The sequence below is a fragment of the Exiguobacterium qingdaonense genome (assembly GCF_018617855.1).
Lineage (GTDB): Bacteria > Bacillota > Bacilli > Exiguobacteriales > Exiguobacteriaceae > Exiguobacterium > Exiguobacterium qingdaonense.
Window position 1 is genome coordinate 1 of record NZ_JACSKY010000016.1, and the last position, 22322, is coordinate 22322.

The following is a 22322-nucleotide window of genomic DNA, read 5'->3' on the forward strand; positions in this document are numbered from 1 at the left end:
AGGTCGCGATGCGGCTCCGGGATTGCCTGCGGAAAGCGTGGGCGCCGGAAAGGCGAGCGATATGATTCATGTTAGTCAACAGCCTGAAAACTCGGTCCCTTTGAGGGGACCGAGTTTTTTTTACATCGATGCTGCGATTAACCATACACGTACGATGAATGGGACTAGAACCAGGACAAACATCGCATTTCGCATCCACCTGTTTCGATTCCAATAATACGCCATCAATACGAATGGATGGAGTGCGACCAGCTCGTACGGATTGAACCAAAACCAAGTAATGACGAGCACGATCAAAAAGTAAAGCACAGACCTTTCTTTTGACGTCCGATATTCACGCCACATGTCATACGCCCCCTTGAAGAAGGCAATAAATGTCGCGATCCAAAATACGATGACAATCACCAGATCAAAACTAAACAACTGTGTAACCACCTTTTAAGAAGCATTTTCTACATAAAAACCGCCCCAATAAATATGACGGTACGTAAACTCTTTTCCACTCTCTACAGTAATCACAATCTCATCTTCCGTCAATACGAGGACGTGAACCGGCACCTCACCTTGACGTAACATCGGACTAAATAGTTGAAACTGCTTGTTCAACCATTTTCGTTCTGAGAAGTTTTGATAATGATGGAGAGCAACTAATGGGTGACTCAAGTATGCCACACTCATAATCGCGATTGCGACCGGGGGTGCCCCGATTTCAATCAAAAAGGAGAAGACGAGAACAAGTGATAAGACTGCATAGCCGAACTCTACTAATTCCATGAGAGAAGCACGGCTAGCAATCACGTATTGGATTACACGAAACATGAGATACAACATGACGCTTGAGATTAAATAGTCAGTGAGCGGTGATTGTCGAAGTGATACGTCCATATAAAACAAAAAAGGTAATAGAAGAACCAGTTTCCACAAATGTAAGGCGAGGTAAAACAATGTTTGATCGATGAAACGACGATTGTGAACGAGCCGTTGCATATCCATGTTTCCCACCTCCGCTAAGATGATGTGACCTTATGTTACCATTCCCTATTCTTATAAATGATAACGAGCATTTACACGTCTAGAGTATTTTTCTGTTTCATCTCAATCAAAGTCGCATTTAAGAGTCCCCCGAGCAAGATGACAGAGGCCGCCAAATAAAACCAGATCAACAGGACGATAAATGCACCGAGTTGTCCATAAAACTGTTCATAGTTTGCAAACTGGGAGTAGTAACTGAATACATTAGATACGACTAAAATACCGATTGTCGCGAATGCCGCACCAGACCAACTATTATTGAAAGTGCCGGGTGAGCTCGGGAGCCACTTATACACGAAGACGAACACAGTGAATAGAATGATCGACCCTACAATCCATCTGAAGTAAAACCAAATCTGGGCGTAGGTTGTGACGATTTCATCGATAAAGAGGATATACGAAGACACTTCGCGAAGTGCCGTCTCGATCACAGGTACGAGTAAGGAGAACGGAAGAACGAACATAAGCGCCAACGTGATCGCAATATCCTGCAACACCCCTCTCCAAAATGCTTTGTTTCGGACAGCTCGGTATGCATCGTTTAAAGCCCGAACCAATGACTGTACAGCAATAGAAGAAATCCAGAGTGCCGGTATGATACTGAATGATGCCAATTTCAATGTTGAGTTGTCAAAGATCGCCTCGATGTTTCCTTCTAACAGTCGATAACTCGCCTCGGGCATGATGAGTGACAACGCCTGAATCACATCCCCGCTCGTAAACGGTAAGAAGCCAACAATCCCTAACACAAATAATAAAAATGGGAACGTCGATAAGATAAAGTAATAAGCTAACATGGCCGCCTGGTCAAAAAAACGTTCTGAGAAAAAACGCTTGACGGTTGTAACAAGAACTTGTTTCATGGTTATTCGCTACCTTCTTTTTATAAAGTAAATACGGTATTTGAAATATATTATAGAAAATGAGAAAGAAATCCCCGAATCTCGAGGATCTCTCTTATAAAATCAACTGATGTCTTCTTTCTTAGACTCCCACGCTTCGATATGTTCTTTCCCAGGGAGGTCGACACCTTCTTTATAAAACGTCGGATCTTTTCCGTCTCTTTTTTGAGACACATAATCGTCAAGCAGTATTTTGGCGACCTTACTCAAACGGAAGATGGCATACATGTTAACCAGTGCCATCAGCCCCATAAAAATATCAGCGATTGACCAGACGAGTCCTGCCGAGCGCACTGAACCGAACATGACCATCGCGACGACCGCGATTCGATAGATGATTAAATATCTCTTCTTTTCCGAGATGAACTCGATATTCGTCTCTCCATAATAGTAATTGGCCAAAATCGAACTAAAGGCGAAAAGAAGAATCGCAACGGTCATAAGTGTCGTCGCAATCGGACCGATTCCGACGAGAAGCGCCTCTTGGGCAAGCTCGATCCCTTGGAACGAATCAGAGCCCTCCACGCCTGAAATCAAGACGATCATCGCCGTCGCCGTGCAGATGAACAGCGTATCGACAAACACACTGAGCGATTGAATCAAACCTTGTTTGACAGGGTGGCTCACTTCAGCCGTAGCGGCCGCATTCGGCGCCGAGCCCATCCCCGCTTCGTTCGAGAACAACCCTCTCCGAATACCTTGAAGAACGGCTGCCCCGACTGCACCTCCGAACAATTGCTGGAAACTAAGGACTCCCTCTGAAAAAATGGCCGAGAAGACTTGTGGCACGACATCGAGATTTGTGATGACGACCCAGATCGCTAATAAAATATATCCTCCGGCCATGACCGGTACAATGATTCCTGACAAAGTCGAGATAGAACGAATCCCTCCAAAGATGACGATCGCCGTTACGATAGAGAGGATTAAGCCGACCCAAACCGTGTTGACCTCGAACACATTGTTGACAGACAGCGCAATCGTGTTCGCCTGTACCGAGTTAAAGGCAAAACCGAAGGCGAAAGTGATCAAAATCGCGAACACGATCCCAAGCCATCGTTCGCCGAGCGCCCGTTCAATATAGTAAGCCGGCCCTCCCCGCCACGCTTTGCCGTCATGTACTTTATACACTTGGGCGAGCGTGCTTTCGACGAATGCCGATGCTGCTCCAATCAATGCGATGAGCCACATCCAAAAGACGGCACCCGGACCGCCTAATGCGATCGCCGTCGATACGCCGGCGATGTTCCCGGTACCGACCCGAGCCGCCGTACCGATTGCAAATGCCTGAAATGAAGAAACTTGTCCCTTTTCATGTTTGAGCCCTTTCACAAACAAGAGTTTGAACATTTCAGGTAGAAAGCGAAATTGGACGAAGCCCATTCGGATTGTAAAAAAGAGTCCTCCTGCGATCAATACGAAGATGAGAAGATAGGACCATAAATAGTCGTTGATTTGCATAATCCATTCACGCGCATCCATAGTAAACGCCTCCTTTTAACGGTTTTTACCCACTCTCATTTTGACGGAAACTGCGTCTTTCCTACACGTTCTTCAGAATTTCTTCACAGAGGCGATGCGTCTCGAGACTGTCTTCAGCCGTGATCGAATCGCTTCGCTCCCCGCGAAGCAACCGCACGAACTCGTCCACCATATCGATGAATCCTCGCCGTTTCAAGTTCGACTCCCACGGGTCAAGCGACCATTCCTTCATCCCGTCTCGTCCATAGTCAATGATTCGTTCGACGTCCCGGGTGACCCGTTTCAAGGTCGGGGACATGACTTCCATCACCTCTTCGGTACAACCGTTATCACGGTTCATCCACCCGACCGCTTCGATTCCACCTGCAGTGAAATGAATCATCACTTGTTTCAGCACATCCCCCTCAAATCGCGGTGTAACGCGTAACCGGTCGACAGGCTGAAGGTCGGTCAAATAACGAAGCGTATCGACGACATGCACGAAATCTTCGATGACGAACTCGCGAAGCGTCGCCGGTTTATATGTTCTGTTTTTTTGGATGAACACCATATTCTTCTGCTCGACCTGTTTAAGAGCCTGTGTCGCAGTGGCGAATCGTCGATTGAACCCGGTGACGAGATGGACGCCTTTCTCTTTAGCGAGTGTAACGAGTCGTTCCGTCTCATCGAGGGTGAACGTGATCGGTTTGTCGATGAAGACATGTTTGCCTTGCCGTAGACAATACTCGGCTTGCTCAAAGTGAGCTGATGTCGTCGAATGGATCATGACGGCATCAATTCCTGTCATCGGCACATCGTCAATATTCCTGTAACCTCCATGGAAACGATATGTCGTCACCATATCATCCAACTTCTGCTCGTCGCTCGAGACGAGGTATACGTTCACGTCTTTCAATCCGGAGTAAACCGGGAGATACGCTTTTTTGGCGACGTCACCGATGCCTACTACTAAAATATTCAACTTGTCCACTCCTCCAGTCATATGTAGAAAACCCGAAGCGACTGCCTCGGGCTCACGTAATGGATACAATCTCAAAACTTGTGATCGGCTCACGGATCGCGTCTGATACAATTTGATAGGCCGCGTTCAACTCTTCTTGATTGTCTAGGTTCGGTACCCGGTCCATCTCCACCTCGACCGTCCGGGTGTTCTGTTCTTTCGCATGTAATTGATATTCGACGGTATACTTCTCCATCTATGTCCCCCCTCTGCTTTTACATATGTTAAGTATAACCTGTTCAATCCAGATCGAAACCATTGCAAACGTATATGCTAGCTAAAAAATGACCGCTCGCTTGAACGGTCATCGTGTGTTATTCAGGTTTTTGTGTCGCTTCACGATCTGGTCGTGGACGACGTTTACCGAAGTATTGATAATATTGTGTCTCAATGTTTCCATTGTACAGCTTCCGACGTTTCGTCGCCGGACGACCATATGCCTTCTCAAACTCTTCATAGCTCGTCAGCATGTAAACGCTATATCCTGGATATTTCGCATATTGCGCCCCGATCCGCTCGTATAAGTCGATGATTTCTTCTTCTGATTGAAGACGTTCCCCGTAAGGAGGGTTCCCGATGATGACCCCGTACTCTTCCTTCGGCTTCAACGCGGCCGCGTCACTATGCACGAATGTGATCGCATCGCGCACATCGGCGAGCTCCGCATTATCCTTAGCGAGCTTCACCATACGTGGGTCGAGGTCGATCCCGTATATTTTTAGCGGTTTATCCCACTCCGCCTTCTCGTTCGCTTCATTCATTGCCGCATACCAGGCTTTCTTCGGGATGCACGTCCATTCCTGAGCGAAGTACTCACGGTTTATTCCCGGTGCGATATTCCGTCCGATCATCGCCGCCTCGATTGCGAGCGTCCCAGAACCCGTGAACACATCATAAAACGGCATGTCCGGGCGCCAATTCGTCAACTGAATCATCGCTGCTGCCATCGTCTCCTTGAGCGGTGCCTGTGAATGAAGTTCACGGTACCCTCGACGATGGAGCGGTCCTGACGTGTCGATGGTGATGGTCGCCACATCTTTCAAGAGCGCGACTTCGATCGGGAACTTGGCGCCTGACTTCGGCAACCATTCCCCTCCTTTATGATAGCCGCGTTGCATCGCTTCGACGATCGCTTTTTCCGTGATTTTCTGACAGTCGCGAATCGAGAACAGTTTTGATTTGACCGAGCGACCGTCGACTGTGAACGCCGCGTCCCACGGCATGAGTTCCGTCCATGGCAACGCGACCACACCGTCAAATAGTTCTGTGAACGTCGTCGCCTTGAACTCGGCAACGACAAGCTTCACCCGATCCGCTGTCCGTAACCACATGTTCAGACGCGGAATGTCCTCCATTTCCGCATCGATATAAATCCGTCCGTTCTCAACCTCACACGTGTAACCTAAATCTCTGACTTCCTTTGCCACGAGCGCCTCGATTCCCATCGCAGCCGTCGCAATCAGTTTACGTTTTGCCATTTGATCATCGCCTTCCTTCTACGTGTATTCTTTCATTTGTGTAGGTTCTAAAAAGTTCATGAAAAAAGGAGTTCAAGTATATGTGCTTGAACTCCTTGTCGTTGTCAGTTGAGACTATGTTGTCCTGTAAGCCATGTTCTGTACTCCGGTGCTCATAGCGGTCTCCCTGGCACGATGGAGTGACAATCATCTATCTGCGCACATCGGCGCCCTCCGTCCCGTTCGATTCCGGTTCGGAAGTTCCCCTACCATAGTTTGGGTTTCTCGCTCGTGGGGTTTACCTCGTTCCACTCTGAACGTTTCCGATCAGACTCCGTCACTGTGGCACTTTCAAGAAGCGTACACCATATCCGAGGACTTAGGTGTTTCTTCTGCCGTCAACTTGCGTTGCCTACACTTATCGTTTCGTGTAGCACGATCACTACAGCCATCACAGGCTGTGCGAGCATGGACTTTCCTCAAAGCTTACGCCCCGCGATTGTCCAGACCTCATAGTCACTTCAACTATTGTAGCGGAATTTTCAATCGTTGACAACTGAATTTCGAAACTTGATTTTATGTACAGTCAGCGCTAAAATAAGGCGTGTTCAATGAATAAGGAGGGATTTTGATGCATCAGGATGCAAAAAACGGTTGGATTCAACGCCTGACCTATGTAATAGAAATCGATGACATTAAAGTGCTCCACCCGAACAACGGCGTGTTCGCCTTCTACCGAAATAATCGTCTCGTCCGTGGGTTTGAACCGTTCGATATTAAAGGACCGAACGAACTCTCTAAGCGATCATATCATTTTGACCATCATAATTTAGCTCATCTCGAAGAGCGCTTCCCGGATGCGATTCCAGCGTTTAACGATACAGTCGAAACGCGTCGCGCATGGAGCGACCGTGTACGTGTCGGTTTGTGTGAGATCATCCGAGATGGGAAACTTAGTTTTGAGCATATTGACGATCAAGGCAACGTATTAGAAGCGAGTATTCGCTGGTGCGGTGAAGCCATCACCATCGATTGAATAAAACTAGCCGTCTCTCCACCCGGAGTAGACGGCTTTTAGATTACAATTTTTCAGTGTCCGGCTGCTCTTCTTCGACGACTGGCGGTTCAAACGATGTCGTCACCACTTTTTCATGAAGGTCCGTCGGTTTTAGCATGACGGTCAGCTTTTGTGACGTGTCCCCTCTTACCGGGAATGTCCCTGCGATGTGAAGAGCCTCATACATGACTTTCCCTTCCGAATCGAGTACCGTGACGGTTCCTTTTCGGGTCGTACGAATCGAGAACGTCCCTTCGTCTTTCGGCTCGACGGATACACTCGTCTTCAACGTATTGACATATTCAATCGTCCGACTCGTATAACGCTTATGTTTCCCGTCCGTCACTTGACCGATAATCCGATACTGTCCGCTCGGCAACCAGTCCCCGTTCGAGTACATCGTGAACAGCCGACTCGGCGACAGCGTCTTGATTTTTTTGTTCCCTTGATAGAGTGCGAACGATGCTTTTAGGTTCGGATGATTCATGACACTCAGCTTCACATCTTTGACGTATCGACTTTCCCATACCGATGGGGAAGAGATGTGAATCGGGCGGGCGGTCGCATTTAGCAAACTCATCACATTCAATTCCGTATACGTTTTACCGGACTTCCGTGGCATCGTTGAAATCAATTCATCAATCTCACGGGGTGACAAGTAAGGGTTGATCGATTTGACGAGCGCGAGACTCGCCGTGACCATCGGTGCCGCCATCGATGTGCCGTCCATATAGACAAAGCGGTTATTCACACCTAGTGACAAAATATTCACTCCGGGCGCAACGATTTTTACGTTTTCGTCCATATTGCTAAAGCTCGCTACACGTTGCCGGGAGTCAATCGCACCGACTGCGATCACTTCTTTCATGTTTGCCGGGAACGATGTTGTGCTTTTCCCGTTATTTCCCGATGATGCGACAACGACGACCCCTTTCGCTCTTGCCTCTTTGACCGACTTGGCCAACCGATCGTCATAATCTTTCCCACCAAGCGACAGATTGATAATGTTTGCCCCTTTGGCAACTGCCGTATCGACAGCCTTCGCGACAGTCCATGAGTCGGTATACTTTGAATTCTGTCCATAAAATACATTGTAAAAATGATAGCGAACATTCGGCGCGAGTCCGGCGATGCCGAATCGGTTATGTTTCCCGGCCATGATCCCGGCAGTGTGTGTACCATGAAAGTCCGCACTGTACGGCCCCTTCATCGAATTGACGACACGAGGCACGTTCTTTAAATCTGTATGGTTCCGGTCGGCAGATGAATCAATGAGCGCCACGACGATATCGGAGGCGCCTCTCGTCTTACTCCAAGCCAAGTCTGTTCCGATTTGATTCACGTAATATTGACTCGTGACTCGAGGTTCCGAGACGACATAACCGTGTTTTTCGAGGACGACAGGCTTTGCTGCGTCCACTCCCGCAGGTAATAGCAGCGCAATCGCTGTTAAAAGGGCAATTTTTTTCATTCTTTCCGCTCCATCCCAAACTATTAAAGTAAGCTTATTATCTCAAACTTTGGATTGGATTCCCCTTTTTTTCAAATAAAAAGCTGACGATAAATTTACCAATAGCTCGGTTCATCCGGATGCAACATCTCAAACTCGATAATCCTTCCGATGGTCAAGTACGTATAATAACGTGCCAGCTCCACCCGATTCGGGTCGGGACGGAACCCTTCTAAATCTTCTCCAAGTGGAGACCCGTCAATGGTCTCAAACTGCTGACAAAAAAAAGACTCTGTTTCGGCATCCCAAACGATTTGGTCTCCGATGTACCCACTTCCGAAGCGAATGTAATCGATGACGGACGGGACGACCACCTCGGCTGGTAGACGTTCACTCATCCGACCGACAAGTTCGTATCTTAAGCGCTCTGCTTGCTCGGCTTCATCAAGGGAAGCACACTTCAATACTTCTTTATTGATTTCAATCAATACTACATAATCCCCCGGCTCGATGGAGAGCTTCATCGCCTCACCTCACTTTTCATTCCTACATCCGATTCTTTACACGTTAGTATTCGGTATGAACGGTGGGAATCCTGTCCATTCCTCAATTTTTTCCAAATTCAAGCTGCATTCGCATCGTTTATGCTGTTTTTGATATACTAACCTTATGAATCTAGAGAGGAAGTGCACCATGGCCAAACGACCGTTGACCCCTCGCGAAAGCGAGTTGATTGCGACTGCATTGTATGTGGTCGAGACAATTCCTTACGCCGGCTATATCGACCGTCTCGAATCCCTCACATTACGCGACATCGCTGATGAGTACTTGAACGGGACGCTCACTTCAAAAGGTGCGATCGACGCCCTCGACCAATACATCTACGTCCGGCGTCATCGTTTCAAAAATGTGACCCCTCATAACCTGTGGACGTTAGATGACCGGACGGAACAGGAGGCACTTCGTCATATTTCAAAGCGACCGGAGTTGAAAAAAGGACAGACGTTGAACAAGCGGAATCAACCGTTTCAAGTCGGTCAAGACATTGAGTTCAAGGTGGACAAACACGTCGACCGAGGACAGTTCCGAATCTATATCGGGAAGCTTCAAGGCTATACATGTAAGGCCCAGTCGAAAGTACGCGAGAAACAAAAATCAGTGTCCGGCTGGGTCACACATATCGACCCGAAAGACCGTTTAGTGTTCGTCAACGTCACAGACTTTGGACGCTTACCGCTCGAACAGTCGATGAAGCAGGAACTCGAATCGATGAGCGCATCGATGCTCGGTTGGTTCGCCACGGCGACCATCCCATCTGAAGAAGAAGCGCTCCTTGCAAAACGAATGATTGCAACGCTTCAGCGACGCGATCAGCCGTATTGGTTCACGTTGATGACCGCATTGAACCACCCTCGTCCAGAACATGTGAAACGGTGGGGAACTGTTGTCAATCTTCTCGTCAAGGCGAGTAACGGTGACCAAAAGGCCATCCAAACATTAGAGACACAAGAAGACAAATACTTTAAGGATGCGTTCATTCGGGCATTACGCTCGTTACATCAAGAAATGACAAAGCAGTCGAGTTGATTCGACTCGAGGTGACTCCAAAAGGGTCACCTCGTTTCGTGTCGAACCCATTCAGGAAAGGAACCGACCGAATATGCGTATACTCATCGTGGAAGACGACCCTTCCATATCACGTCTCGTGAAAGAGACGTTTGAAGATGCAGGACATGACGTTCTGACCGCGACAGACGGAAAGTCTGGAGAGCAACTATACACAACTGTTCCGATTGATGCCGCAATCATTGATATCATGTTACCCGGACTCGACGGTCGTGAACTTTGTCGACGGATCAAATCGACAATCGATGTTCCGGTCATCCTTTTGACGGCTCTCGATGAATGGGGGGATAAGCGTCAAGGCTTCGAACATGGTGCGGATGATTATATGACAAAGCCGTTCATCCCGGAGGAAATACTATTCCGGTTGCAAGCCGTCTCACGACGTTATCGCCGTTCGGCCGCTTCACACATTCAAGCCGGCCCCCTTCAACTCGATTTAAGAGAATATGAGGTGACGCTTGATGGTCAGCTATTCTATCTCCCTAAAAAAGAGTTCGAGCTACTGTTTCAGCTCGCCTCATTTCCGGGCAGGGTATATCGTCGTGAGGAACTGATCGATTTGGTATGGGGGTTTGATTTCGAGGGGGATGAACGGACCGTTGATGTGCATATCAAGCGTCTTCGTCACCGGTTCAACCATCCCGCCATTTCAATCCGAACGGTGCGTGGAGTCGGTTACTCGCTCGAGGTGAACGGATGAAGACACTTTACACGCGAATCATCGTCACGATGTTCTTGATTTTACTTCTATCCGGAGCCATCTCCCTGTTGATCAGCAATGTGGCTTATTACACGTGGTGGCAACCTTCCTATAGCGAGAAGACGGAACAGGTCGCCAAAATGGCGGAGTCGTATGTCGAGAACCATACCGATTTAGACTATGATGCCTTCTATACTTTCTTAGCTGCGACCGGATATCAATTGGTCGTCATAGATGCGACAGACGATCGTCGACGCTTTGGCGGTGCATTTCGGGATGAGGCTATCTCTGACACGGTGATCCAATCCGTACGGAACGGGAACCCGTACGAGGGAATGCGTGACTTCCCGTTTCACCTCTTCTTGCTCGGATTGTTCGATAACGAATTGACAAACACATATGGATTTACACTTGAAAATGGGGACGTAATATTCATCCGTCCGGATTTGAGTGCCCAAATCCGCGAGTTACATCTGTTCGTCGGTCTATTTTTCGCACTCGTCACCCTCTTGGCATTTGGCTTGATCGCCATCTCGACACGATCCCTCGTCCGCCCGTTACAGACGCTAACGCACGCGACCACATCCGTCGCCATGCGCAAAGTTCCGGAACATCTCCCCGTCGAGCGTCAAGATGAAATCGGGACGTTGGCACGACAATTTCAAAACATGTCAAACGAGATCGATCGGACCGAAGCGAGACAGCGACGGTTCGTTTCGAATGTCTCCCATGAGTTCCAATCTCCGTTGACTTCCTTAGTTGGCTATGCCGAGAAATTGGCTGATGGAACGGTCGGAGAACAAAAAGAATATGCGCGCGTCATCGAACAGGAGACGAAACGTCTGTCCCAATTGACAAAGCAACTCCTGCTTTTATCACGATTGGATGAAAATCCACCAACCCTCGAGACGGACGTGAATGTGCTTCAATCGATATCCGAAGTCATTCAGATGAACGCCTTCTTGCTAGATCAAAAAGGAATTGCCGTCGTTACCGACATTCCACAAGACGTGGTCTTAAAGAGTGATCCGGTTCTGCTAGCTCAAGTATGGAACAACGTACTCGTGAACGCCATAAATGCTTCACAAGATGGAGGCACGATCCACATCACATGTATCATCGAACCGAATATCGTCATCTCGTTTAAGGACGAAGGAACCGGGATGAATGTCGAGACAAAAGAGCACCTCTTCGACCGCTTCTATCGCGGGGACACGGCTCGAACAAGTCAAGGGACAGGTCTCGGTCTCGCCATCACCTCAGATATCATTGACCTACATGGTGGAAACATCACCGTCGAATCACACATGGGAATCGGTACCACGATTTATCTACATTTTTGATGTCGTTCATATTCTGTTCATATTGATTACGTACACTTCCTTCATCAGCACTTGAAGGAGGTTTTTTTATGAAGTTAGGTTGGAAAGAGATGTCAAGACAGAAAAGAAAATTTTCCATGTTGTTCGTGATCACATTTTTGATCGTCATGTTGACGACACTCATCACGGGGCTAGCAGACGGCCTCGCATATGATAACGGTTCTGCCTTGCACGAACTGAATGCTTCAACATATCGACTAGACCCAGACTCAGAAGGTCAATTGACGCGATCGTTTATAGACGTGACGGCGGATACATCAACGGAAACGATGAGCGTTCGACCGCTCACGGTCACGATTGATGGAAAAAAGGAAGAAGTTACACTGTTTGCCCTTCCGAGCGCAAGTAATATCGACCCCGGTACTAATCTTGAAACAGGTGAAGTCCTGTTTGACCCAAGTCTTTCAGAGCAGCTTGAAACAGGTGACATCTTGATCGACTTTGCGTCTAACTACCGTTTTACGATGGCCGGGGAGACGCCTGGACGCTACAGTCATGGGCCGGTCATGTACACGACGAACGAGACGTGGTTCGATTATTTGAATCATTCCGAACAACGTCCGTATGTATCTGCCGAGATTGGATCCGAATCCATGATGTCCGATTCACTCGTCATGAGCCAACAAGATTTGATTGAGTCGGTTCCAGGATATAGCGCGGAACAAAGTACGTTCACGATGATGCGTGCCTTTCTGCTCGTGATCGGAACGTTTATTTTGACCGCATTCTTTTATTTGTTCACGCTTCAAAAATTACCTGAACTCGGAATTCTGAAGGCAATCGGTCTCGCTCCTCGCATCATCGGACGGGCCCTCTTGTTTCAGGTCATCGTCATCGTCACGACCGCAGTCGTCACATCAATCGGGGTCACGTACGTAGTCGATGCGTTGATTCCATCATCGTTACCGTTTCTAGTCGACTTCGGCCATGTCGCGCTGTTTGGGTCCATGTTCATCTTCTTATCTGTTCTTGGCGCGTTGTTACCATTATGGAAACTACGTCAAGTCGACGCGATTGAGATTATAGGAGGGAAAGCATCATGAGGTTAAGCCATGTATCACACCAGTTTGACGGTCATCTCGTATTGAATGACATCGAGTTACATGTATCACCAGGAGAATGCGTCGCCATCGTCGGTCCGAGTGGTAGCGGGAAGAGCACATTGCTTTACATCCTCGGTCTATTGCGAAAACCGGATCAAGGAGCATTCATGATGGACGGACGCGACGTGTTCGAACTAGACGAGGAACAGCGCCGTCTGTTACGCCTGCTTGAAGTCGGGTTCGTGTTTCAGCAGGCCCACCTGATCCCGTATTTGACCGTGCTCGAACAACTTGAGCTGATTCAAGAGACAGAAGAGGTCGATGCGAAGCAACGATTGACCGACCTCGGCTTAGGACACCGTCTGCACCACCTCCCGACGACCTTGTCAGGAGGTGAGAAGCAACGCGTCGCCGTCGCACGGGCTCTCATCAATTCCCCGAGACTCATTTTGGCAGACGAACCGACGGCGAGTCTCGACTATGAGAACGGACGACGTGTCATGGAACTCTTGGCCGACGAGGCCCACCGAGCAGGTCGAAGCGTCGTTGTCATCACGCATGACGAGCGTATGCTCGACGTATGTGACCGTGTACTTCGCATCCTTGATGGGGCGTTGACAGAAGTCAACAACTGATCAGAGGGTCACGGAGACAGATCTGATGAAGCTGGTGCGTCAGCCAACCTCCGAAGCGGATGGTGACACCGATGTCCCCGCTTTCGGAAATGGTTGCTTCTTCAATCGTCATCAATCGTTCCAATATGTGATTCGATTCGAGTTGGATCCCCGACAGACAAGCGAATGCGCGTATGATTTCTTCCGGTCGACACCCGATCAGACGTGCAATCTCTTGAACCTCGGTGAGAAGACTCGTTTTGTTATGCATAAAATACTGGTCAAGCAACAGGTCAAAGACGAGTCCGACCATCCGTTTGTCACCGTCACTCGTCCATGAGAACGTCACTCCACGTTCGAGCGTCCCTTGACGGTTGCTCAACACGAGTTGAATCATTCGGTAAATGCCTGTTCGTTCCATTAACATTCCCCACTTCCCTACTGATTGTCACTCCATCATATCCTGAAAGACAATCTGCTGCGATTGGTCATGACTTCTTCAATCCAGACTGTTATGACACGTATATGTCCTGCTTATGTAATAAAAAAGGACCACATCGATTCGTTTCGGGTACAATAACGGTGAAAGGAGTCGGTATGAATGCAAAAAAAATGGCAAATTGGATTGGCATCTTTCGTCACGGGGTATTATGCGGTCAGTTACTATGCCTTTAAGCGGATGACGCGAGGTAAACGGAAGACACCCGAAATGTTACTCGCACCTTACACGGAAAAGGATCGTGCTTTTTATCATGACGTACCGTTTGAGCACGTCTCGATTCAATCAAGAGATGACTATCGTCTGTACGGACGCATTTACCGAAACGGTTCATCGACGAAGTGGATTGTATTTGTCCATGGATATACCGCGTCGCATAGCTTCATGGCCCCTCATCTCGCCATGTTCCATCGACTCGGCTATAACCTGCTCGCCGTCGATTTGCGCTCACATGGGGAGTCTGAAGGAGTTTACGCCTCATACGGCTATCATGAAAAAATCGATATGATTGACTGGATAGATTGGTTGAAATCGAATGAAACGGTCGATCAGCTCGGGCTTCATGGCGTCTCCATGGGAGCGGCGACGGTTTTACAGACGACACCGCTCACAGATGTCGATTTCGTCATCGCAGAATGCCCGTTTGATGACATGAGACAACTGATGCTCTATCAATTAAAGGAGTTACATCACATCCCAGCCGAGTTCATTTTACCCGGGATCAACTATTTCCTTTGGTCACGTGCAGGCTTCACGATGAAACAGGTTCAACCTAAAAAGGCCGTCACCGAAACGACGACCCCAATCCTGTTCGTGCACGGCTCAAAAGATGACTTCGTCCCGACTTGGATGTCGGTCGAAATGAATGCATTGAACCGGAAGAACGACTTGGTATTAATTGATGGAGCAGAACATACCGATTGCATGGTCAAGGATGCCTCTGCGTATGAAGAGGCGGTCAATCGCTTTTTTCAGCGACATGGATTGGACCAGCAATCAAATCGAGCAATACATGTAACACCATGACCGGCCATAGTACGCCCATCCCTAAATAAAGGATGCCAAGACCAAAACCGACGATTCCAGTTGTGATGACCCCTTTTATCCCTTGATACGCATGTGCTATCCCGAAAAGGACACCACCGATTAGTGCAAGGGTGACGTTCGACCCATCGATATAGAGGGTGACTGTATATAGTAAGACTCCTCTAAAGATGAACTCTTCCGTCACACCGGCCGTGACCGAGACGGCGCTCCATGACTGCTCTTCCGCCTTAGTACGTGGGAGTAGCAGCTTCTCTAAATCTAGTTCATAGTAAGGGCGCAACGCGTTTCTAAGTCGCGATGACGTTTTGACCAACACATAAAAGATGAGCGTTGACGCAACGAGAATGCATGCTAGTAAAAATACTTGCCATGCCGCGTCGTCTCCGGTTTCAGGTATAATTCTCAACCCTACTTCACGTGGCGGTACTTGAAATAAAAAAATAAGAGCGACGATTAACAAAGTCAGTCCCCACGACGATTTCACGGTCTGCTCATAAACCCATGCCCGCCCTTTCGTCTCAATCAATGGTCGAACTAGTTTGGCGTTGAAGATTTGAACGATCAGCATATATCCGATGATGGCGGTAAATATTAAACGTTCAAGCAAATAAATCCACTCCTGTCCTTCCGCATATCTATATGCTACACTATTCGGGTATTGTCTAAAAGCTAGGAGGCGGTATCTTGAAACGTATGATGCTGCGACTGACCGGTTTCATCATTGTGCTCGTGCTATTGCTCGGGGCAGTCGGCTGGCTCGGTCAACATGATAAAGTTAACAATGGTTTGTATCGCACCTATTTCGGTGACAACGGCATCCCGAACACGCATATCGCCGTCTATGAAGACGCAGCCGAGACGTACGATGTCGACTGGCGTCTCCTTGCCGCCGTTCATCGTGTGGAGACCATCTTTTCTCACAGTTCCTCGATGCGTTCTTCAGTCGGTGCCATCGGACCCTTTCAGTTCATGCCTCGCACTTGGCTCGGCTGGGAGTATGACACCGATGACCAAAAAGGCGATGTGCCGGAGGACGAAGTAGATTTGACAGACCTTGCCTTGATTAAACAGTACGGCGGTCTCGGTCGCGATGGGGACGGGGATGGGAAAGCAGACCCACACAGCCTAGTTGATTCTGCGCATACGGCGGCGTATTATTTAAGTGAACATGGTGGGAAGAAATCTGATTCGGTCACATCCATCCGAAACGCCATCTTCGAATACAATCGAAGCGAACAGTATGTCAACGACGTCATGGCGTTTTTTGAGAGTTACGAGACAAATGTGATTTACATGCCTGATGAGCGTGACACGTTCAGTCAACAAGTCGCCTATTACACGATCCGATATGTCGAGTGGTTCAAAGAACTCGGCTGATGCGTACATGAAAAAGTGAGGAATGGAAATGAACACGCATGTAGAAGAAGTAACTATTCGCGTAAAGTCAACCTTCAATGAAGATAAAACGAAACGCTATATGCGAACGTATGAGTTCACCGGTGTAGAAGATGGGGTCACGTGTGCCGTCATCATTTACTCACCGCGCATGAGCGATGCCTTTTTATCCGGTACGACGACACAACGTGCTTATATGTTGATGCAAAATCATTTGTCGCAACCGATTCGAGAGATGCGCGTCATCAGTCTCGTCCCAACGCTCGCAATCAATGACAACCTTCCCTACGTGGAATCTCAGCTCGATGAGACGAATTACCACTATGTCGAGGAGACGTTACAGGAAGTGAAAGCGAGCGGCGGCATGATCATCGTCGGTTGGGGTTCCCCTGGTCGATTGATGCATCATTCGACATCCTACAAATCGCTTTTTGCCGATTACGAGGCGAACATGTATTGTATCGGCACGACATCCAAAGGTGAGCCCCAACAGATTCGAATGGCCAATGAGAACACTGTCCTCGAGCCGTTCAACAATGAATCCGTGAAGCCTAAGTTTCGAATTGTGAAAGAGACGAAAAAAGACGACTCCGAATGAGTCGTCTTTTCATATCCCTGCCCAGATGGAAAGACCAAATAGTAAGAAAAAGACACATGACCAAACGTAATCGGTCGGCTTGATGTCAATCCGTTCATAGACGGTCCGCTTCCCACCCGTAAATCCTCTCGCCTCCATCGAAAAGGCGATCCGTTCTGCCCGCCGAATAGACCCTGCTAGAAGGGGCAGAAGCAACTTCGGCACATGACGAATGCGCTCCCACCTCGTATTGAGCGGCACCCCCCTCAGACGATGCGCATATTGAAGTTGATGTAGTTCCTGTTGCATCAATGGGAGGAAGCGGAACCCGACGAGCGCACTATATGCAATCGTCGGAGAGAGCCTTGCCTGTTGCATCAGACTCATCACGAATCGCTTTGAATCGGTCGTCAACATGAAGAGGAGTGAAAGCACCGTGAACGCCAAAACACGCATACTAAGAGAGACGGCGACAGCAAACTCTTGTTTAGAGATACTCTGACCGAGAATGCTAACCCATGTTTCTCCCCCGAGATCTTTCCCGAATACGAGCGTCGTCCAAAACGTACCGAGCGCCGTGATCAAAAATGGAATGGTGAACAGTGACCACTTCTTCCATGATACATCGGTCGCCATCAATTGAATCATTAACGTGCCGACAATGATGATGAGCGGGGTCCACGGATTATAAAACAGCGCCAGACCGAACATGATTAGCGTGAACGTCGCAAACTTGATCGTCGGATTCATATCATGTAGTGACATCAGGTCCTCCTAGGAGTCGATAGTGACGAAGTTTCTTAGCGTCCTGCCAAAGGTCATCTCCGTACGGTCCAGAGAGTTCCCCGTCCTTCATCAAATAGAACGTATTGGCGATGTTTGCGAACGACAAGTCATGGGTCACGAACAAGATCGTCTGACCCCTTTCCGCATGCCGTTTCATCAACGCCTCTAGCGCATGAAGAGACGGCTCATCCTGCCCGGCAGTCGGTTCATCGAAGGCGAGCAGACTCTTGTTCGAGAGTGACTGAATCCCGACCGCAAGTCGACGTTTTTGTCCATGACTGAGAGATAGCGGGTGCATGTGGCGCTGTTCATGGAGCGCCATGTCAACTAACACCGTCTCGATCGCCTCCTCATGACCGAACTGTAACTCACGCTCGACAGAATCCATAAAGAATAAATGTTCCGGAGACTGTGGTACGAGCCCGACTCGAGGGTCGCCGTTCGTCAAACTCCTTAGAAACGTCGACTTCCCGCTCCCGTTCGGTCCGAGTATGGCGATCACTTCTCCCTGCCTCACTTGAAGCGTCGTACTCTTTAACTGAAACGAGTCGCGCACCACTTCTTCAACCATGTAACGCTCTTCGCCTTCTTGTCGTGCAATCGATCGGGTGAACGTAAAGTCATCGACCGATTGAAAAGGCTCATTCTGGACGATGCGACCTTGCTCTAGTCCGATCTGCCAATCGAAAAAGTCACCCCATATATGCGGACGGTGATCGACGACGATGACGTTCAAACCGTTCACCTTGTCGAGCCATTCGACGAATCGATACGCGGTCACCGGGTCAAGATGTGTCAGCGGCTCATCGAGGAGGAGCCACTCTGGTTTTCCGACCAAGGCACAAGCGACGGCGATTCGTTGTTTTTCTCCGCCTGACAATGAATCAATCTCACGATGTCGATAATCGTTCAGTTGTAGTGATTCGAGGATATCCGTCACGCGCTGATCGACCTGCTCGACAGGCGTCGCTAAATTCTCGAGCGTGAAAATGAGTTCCTCTTCCACCCGTCCCATTACAAACTGTGTATCCGGGTCTTGGAAGACGGTCCCGACCTGCTGGTTGATCTCGCCTGGCTTGTATTCATCGTGGGAACGTCCGAGAAGTGTGAGTCGTCCTTGGAGGATGCCATCACAATTCTCCGGATAGAGGCGATTGATTAATGCGAGAAGCGAGGATTTGCCACTTCCGCTCGCCCCGCTCAAAATCGTGCGGCCCGGTCGAATGGATATCGTCACATCCTCTAAAATCGCATCGCTACTCTCGGGGAAACGAAAGGTTAGCGATTTCGCTTCAACCATGAACGTGCCCACTCCGTGAAATCGCATATCCTCGAAGCGCCCCCGTCTTGAGTAATAGGTCACTGAGCAGCTTCCCACCGATTCCGGCGATGACCATCCCACTGACCGTACGGAGTCCGAACATCGTCGCCACATACCCCGGTTCGAGCATCGCAAATCCACTCATGAAATATGTATAGACGAAACTCGTCACGGCCGAACCAAACCCGGCGAGCATGAGCACCCATAGTTCATAGCGTCGATATCCTGTCATCGCAAAGACGGCCTCCGCCCCTAGCCCTTGCACGATTCCGACCAAGATAATCCGCGGCCCGATGGCATTTCCGATTAACATCTCAATCGTCGCAGCCATCACTTCAGAGATGAATGCCGCACCCGGTTTGCGAATGATGTACGCGGCGATAATCGATACGATGAACCAGATTCCGAAAATCCATTCATAGGCGATCGGTCCAATCAAACCTGCCCACAAGTTACCGATATGGACGAACAGCAAGTAGACGACCGCAAAGACGACCGACAACACGGAGACGAGGACAACTTCTTTTAGTTTCCACGATTTAAGCATGGCGACCTCCATGTGACGGGCTGTTCACGCTGCAAGTCACCGTCATGACGACGTGTCGGTTCTTTTCACGCGTCCGCTTAAAGGCTGCCTCGTAATAGGAGAACACGTCATCTATGTTTCCGTGGACGCCTGATGCATAATGCATCGACTCGTTATAGACACCAGCTTGTTTCGCTTGCTCAATTTCCTCATAGATGAGATCCATGTAGTTCTCTGCGCCCATCGGATAGAGCGCGAACTGCGAAGACACATACTGGTCTCTTGATGCACCGTTCGATGGTTCGGTCGGAGCCTCGAGTGCCTCATCACCAGCCGAATCTCCTGGACAGCCGACAGAGAACGTCCCGCTCATCGAGACATGCCGCCCTTCTTCCGAAGCGAGACTCAAAACCGTTCTCGCGACGTCGAACACATGCTCGACCCGTCCGCGAATGACCGTCGACACGTCGTCCGTATGTCGCCACACACCTGTCATGTCCGTCCGTTTTAGTGCACCTTTGATTGTCCCGACGAAATCATCTGTCATCGGGCTTAGTGTGAATCGAAACCCGACAATCGGGCTCGTACCACATGATTCATTCATACTGTTTCCCCCTCTAAATGTGTTTGCACAAAAAAAGCCGCATTCATGAGAATGCAGCAACAAAATCTATACAAACTTGCATAGAGAAAGTGCCGCACTTCCTCACGCCAGTATTATCTGGATCGAGTTATAAGGGATCGGAGCCATGCTCACATCTCAGCCGAAGCACCCCTAGTGCAGTCATTATGCGGTTACTTATGCAGTCACAGTATAGCGATGTTTCAAACTTTTGTAAATGGTCAATCTGAATAGGTGATGAGCTGACCCGCCCCAGGGAGTGGATCGTGGAACGTATCCCACGCCTCCATCATCTCTTCATCCGTCAATAAACAGGCATCAAGGGACCGTTCGACCTTCTGCCGGTCCATCCGTTGACCGATGAGGACCAACTCGTTTTGACGGTCTCCATACGGCTCGATGTAATCCTCACGCAGTTCAGGGTCTGACATAAACATCTCTTCTCGCTCACTTGCGGGAAGTGTCGCCATCCAACGACCCGCATGTTCAAGCGTGGACGCGTATCCTGCCTGTGAGAACAGACAAGCGACATCGTGACGAGACGCAATCCACATAAACCCTTTCGCTCGGACAACCTCTTCTGGGTAGTGTTCCATCCAGTTCATCAACCGTTCGGGATGAAACGGACGGCGGCGGCGGTAGACGAACGAACTGATGCCATACTCTTCCGTCTCCGGCGTATGTTCTTCTGCCTCGAGCTCTTGAATCCACCCTGCCGCATGCATCGCCTGTTCGAAATCAAACAATTTTACGTCCAACAGTTCTTCCAGAGAAACGTTCGAATACGTGGATGCCAAAAGTTTGGCACTCGGGTTAAGCGTTCTTAGAAGTCCCTTCATCTCCTGCAGTTCTTCTTCAGACACCCGGTCCGCCTTATTCAATACGATGATGTCCGCAAACTCGACTTGGTCGACGAGCAGGTCGACGACTTCACGTATGTCACCTGTATCGACGGCTTGTTGACGTTCCATGAGCGACTCACCGGAATTGAAATCTTTGAAGAAGCGGTATGCATCGACGACGGTGACCATCGCATCGATATATACCCGGCTCGTCAAGTCAATCCCGAGCGCGTCATCCGCATACGTGAACGTCTGCGCGACGGGAATCGGCTCGGAGATGCCAGAAGACTCGATGATGATACCATCCAGCTCACGGTCTTTCGTCAATTCATAGACGGCTTCAAGTAAATCTTCGCGTAGCGTACAGCAGATGCATCCGTTCGAGAGCTCGACAAGCTTTTCATCCGTCCGCGAGAACCCACCTTGTTCAATCAACTTCTCATCGATATTCAGTTCACTCATGTCATTCACGATGACCGCGTACTTCTTGTTGTCACGATTGTGTAAAATATGATTGAGCAATGTTGTCTTACCACTGCCTAAATACCCCGATAAAACGGTGATTGGTATGCGTTTCATGATTGAACCTCCATCAATTTAAATAGTAATGATTACTTTTTATATGATGCCCATGCACTTTTCATTTTGTCAATAAAAAAACACGCCATGTCGACGTGTCCATAATAATTAGATTACTCCTCTAACGCTTTCCGCTCTGCGTCTGAGCGTGGATAGGCGTTCGCTTGCCACTCGGACCGATAAATCGAGTCGAGCTGAGTCAGCCCGACCTCACTCTCATCCTTGTCAGAATCGACACTCGGCACCTCATCCCATTTCGGATCAAGATACGAACGGTCCCTTTTGCGTGCTCGCTCTTCTTCAATCATTTGAATCCCGATTTTGACCGCTGCCGCAACTGCCAACCCAATACCAGCCCGAACCAACAGTCGTTTCACCATCGT

General features: G+C 49.0%; 26 protein-coding genes, 1 other RNA gene and 1 riboswitch. Of the genes, 9 read left to right on the top strand and 18 right to left on the bottom strand.

The genetic code is table 11. From position 1 onward, the window contains the following. Positions 1-120: 120 nt before the first annotated feature. The 8 genes from KNP00_RS12920 to rnpB all read right to left on the bottom strand — a co-directional run bounded on the left by KNP00_RS12920 (position 121) and on the right by rnpB (position 6384). Positions 121-423, bottom strand: coding sequence for a hypothetical protein (locus tag KNP00_RS12920; protein WP_215145927.1), 303 nt, complete (start codon positions 421-423; stop codon positions 121-123). Positions 424-438: 15 nt separating this feature from the next. Next, the gene (locus KNP00_RS12925) at positions 439-993 is read right to left on the bottom strand and encodes a hypothetical protein (RefSeq protein WP_215145929.1); all 555 of its coding nucleotides are present in this window, start codon (positions 991-993) and stop codon (positions 439-441) included. Between the two features lie 71 nt (positions 994-1064). Then, positions 1065-1895 (bottom strand): YihY/virulence factor BrkB family protein, encoded by an 831-nt coding sequence (locus tag KNP00_RS12930; protein ID WP_215145931.1) that lies wholly within the window; start codon positions 1893-1895, stop codon positions 1065-1067. 102 nt (positions 1896-1997) lie between these two features. Beyond that, complete coding sequence (locus KNP00_RS12935; RefSeq protein ID WP_215145932.1) at positions 1998-3416, bottom strand: alanine/glycine:cation symporter family protein; 1419 nt, start codon at positions 3414-3416, stop codon at positions 1998-2000. Between the two features lie 61 nt (positions 3417-3477). Then, positions 3478-4386, bottom strand: a complete 909-nt coding sequence (locus KNP00_RS12940) for a Gfo/Idh/MocA family protein (protein ID WP_338082287.1) — start codon at positions 4384-4386, stop codon at positions 3478-3480. 43 nt (positions 4387-4429) lie between these two features. After that, positions 4430-4612, bottom strand: a complete 183-nt coding sequence (locus tag KNP00_RS12945; protein WP_215145936.1) for a hypothetical protein — start codon at positions 4610-4612, stop codon at positions 4430-4432. A gap of 118 nt (positions 4613-4730) precedes the next feature. Further along, positions 4731-5894 carry a THUMP domain-containing class I SAM-dependent RNA methyltransferase gene (locus KNP00_RS12950; protein WP_215145938.1) on the bottom strand — a complete coding sequence of 388 codons (1164 nt, stop codon included), beginning with the start codon at positions 5892-5894 and terminating at the stop codon, positions 4731-4733. A gap of 122 nt (positions 5895-6016) precedes the next feature. Further along, positions 6017-6384, bottom strand: an RNA gene (gene rnpB / locus KNP00_RS12955) — RNase P RNA component class B. A gap of 120 nt (positions 6385-6504) precedes the next feature. Between rnpB and KNP00_RS12960 the strand changes: the two genes are divergently transcribed. Then, entirely contained in the window at positions 6505-6909 is a 405-nt protein-coding gene (locus tag KNP00_RS12960) for a hypothetical protein (protein WP_215145940.1), read from the top strand. 43 nt (positions 6910-6952) lie between these two features. On the opposite strand, the gene KNP00_RS12965 is transcribed toward KNP00_RS12960, so the two are convergent. After that, a complete protein-coding gene (locus tag KNP00_RS12965) occupies positions 6953-8401 on the bottom strand; it encodes a S8 family peptidase (RefSeq protein ID WP_215145941.1) in 1449 nt (482 codons plus the stop codon). Positions 8402-8496: 95 nt separating this feature from the next. Continuing rightward, entirely contained in the window at positions 8497-8904 is a 408-nt protein-coding gene (locus KNP00_RS12970; protein ID WP_215145943.1) for a hypothetical protein, read from the bottom strand. Positions 8905-9073: 169 nt separating this feature from the next. Here KNP00_RS12970 and KNP00_RS12975 point away from each other — a divergent pair, with 169 nt between their 5' ends. The 5 genes from KNP00_RS12975 to KNP00_RS12995 all read left to right on the top strand — a co-directional run bounded on the left by KNP00_RS12975 (position 9074) and on the right by KNP00_RS12995 (position 13766). Continuing rightward, the gene (locus tag KNP00_RS12975; RefSeq protein ID WP_215145945.1) at positions 9074-9967 is read left to right on the top strand and encodes a hypothetical protein; all 894 of its coding nucleotides are present in this window, start codon (positions 9074-9076) and stop codon (positions 9965-9967) included. 73 nt (positions 9968-10040) lie between these two features. Beyond that, positions 10041-10706, top strand: coding sequence for a response regulator transcription factor (locus KNP00_RS12980; RefSeq protein ID WP_215145953.1), 666 nt, complete (start codon positions 10041-10043; stop codon positions 10704-10706). Next, positions 10703-12049, top strand: coding sequence for a sensor histidine kinase (locus tag KNP00_RS12985; RefSeq protein ID WP_215145955.1), 1347 nt, complete (start codon positions 10703-10705; stop codon positions 12047-12049). Before KNP00_RS12980 ends, KNP00_RS12985 begins: the two co-directional genes overlap by 4 nt. A gap of 68 nt (positions 12050-12117) precedes the next feature. Further along, entirely contained in the window at positions 12118-13131 is a 1014-nt protein-coding gene (locus KNP00_RS12990) for an FtsX-like permease family protein (RefSeq protein ID WP_215145957.1), read from the top strand. Then, positions 13128-13766, top strand: coding sequence for an ABC transporter ATP-binding protein (locus tag KNP00_RS12995; RefSeq protein WP_215145959.1), 639 nt, complete (start codon positions 13128-13130; stop codon positions 13764-13766). Before KNP00_RS12990 ends, KNP00_RS12995 begins: the two co-directional genes overlap by 4 nt. Here KNP00_RS12995 and KNP00_RS13000 read toward each other — a convergent pair. Next, positions 13756-14166 carry a hypothetical protein gene (locus KNP00_RS13000; protein WP_215145961.1) on the bottom strand — a complete coding sequence of 137 codons (411 nt, stop codon included), beginning with the start codon at positions 14164-14166 and terminating at the stop codon, positions 13756-13758. The genes KNP00_RS12995 and KNP00_RS13000 overlap by 11 nt on opposite strands. A gap of 180 nt (positions 14167-14346) precedes the next feature. Between KNP00_RS13000 and KNP00_RS13005 the strand changes: the two genes are divergently transcribed. Beyond that, on the top strand, positions 14347-15270 hold the full coding sequence (locus KNP00_RS13005) for an alpha/beta hydrolase (RefSeq protein WP_215145963.1): 924 nt from the start codon (positions 14347-14349) through the stop codon (positions 15268-15270). Here the strand turns inward: KNP00_RS13005 and KNP00_RS13010 are convergent. After that, positions 15203-15898 carry a CPBP family intramembrane glutamic endopeptidase gene (locus KNP00_RS13010; protein WP_215145965.1) on the bottom strand — a complete coding sequence of 232 codons (696 nt, stop codon included), beginning with the start codon at positions 15896-15898 and terminating at the stop codon, positions 15203-15205. The genes KNP00_RS13005 and KNP00_RS13010 overlap by 68 nt on opposite strands. 86 nt (positions 15899-15984) lie before the next feature. Here KNP00_RS13010 and KNP00_RS13015 point away from each other — a divergent pair, with 86 nt between their 5' ends. Next, complete coding sequence (locus KNP00_RS13015; protein ID WP_240542891.1) at positions 15985-16668, top strand: lysozyme family protein; 684 nt, start codon at positions 15985-15987, stop codon at positions 16666-16668. A gap of 28 nt (positions 16669-16696) precedes the next feature. Then, a complete protein-coding gene (locus KNP00_RS13020; RefSeq protein WP_215145968.1) occupies positions 16697-17284 on the top strand; it encodes a DUF1643 domain-containing protein in 588 nt (195 codons plus the stop codon). A gap of 9 nt (positions 17285-17293) precedes the next feature. Here KNP00_RS13020 and KNP00_RS13025 read toward each other — a convergent pair whose 3' ends face one another. From KNP00_RS13025 to KNP00_RS13050, 6 genes are all read right to left on the bottom strand, one after another. Then, a complete protein-coding gene (locus tag KNP00_RS13025) occupies positions 17294-18028 on the bottom strand; it encodes an energy-coupling factor transporter transmembrane component T family protein (RefSeq protein ID WP_215145970.1) in 735 nt (244 codons plus the stop codon). Further along, positions 18015-19349, bottom strand: a complete 1335-nt coding sequence (locus KNP00_RS13030) for an ATP-binding cassette domain-containing protein (protein ID WP_215145972.1) — start codon at positions 19347-19349, stop codon at positions 18015-18017. Before KNP00_RS13030 ends, KNP00_RS13025 begins: the two co-directional genes overlap by 14 nt. Further along, a complete protein-coding gene (locus tag KNP00_RS13035) occupies positions 19342-19917 on the bottom strand; it encodes an ECF transporter S component (protein ID WP_215145975.1) in 576 nt (191 codons plus the stop codon). The genes KNP00_RS13030 and KNP00_RS13035 overlap by 8 nt, the downstream gene beginning before the upstream one ends. Further along, complete coding sequence (locus KNP00_RS13040) at positions 19910-20500, bottom strand: Ykof family thiamine-binding protein (RefSeq protein WP_215145977.1); 591 nt, start codon at positions 20498-20500, stop codon at positions 19910-19912. Before KNP00_RS13040 ends, KNP00_RS13035 begins: the two co-directional genes overlap by 8 nt. A gap of 82 nt (positions 20501-20582) precedes the next feature. Further along, a riboswitch (TPP riboswitch) is annotated at positions 20583-20683 on the bottom strand. Between the two features lie 56 nt (positions 20684-20739). Next, positions 20740-21939, bottom strand: coding sequence for a GTP-binding protein (locus KNP00_RS13045; RefSeq protein WP_215145979.1), 1200 nt, complete (start codon positions 21937-21939; stop codon positions 20740-20742). A 113-nt stretch (positions 21940-22052) separates the two neighbouring features. Then, positions 22053-22319 carry a hypothetical protein gene (locus KNP00_RS13050; protein WP_215145980.1) on the bottom strand — a complete coding sequence of 89 codons (267 nt, stop codon included), beginning with the start codon at positions 22317-22319 and terminating at the stop codon, positions 22053-22055. Between the last annotated feature and the right edge of the window lie 3 nt (positions 22320-22322).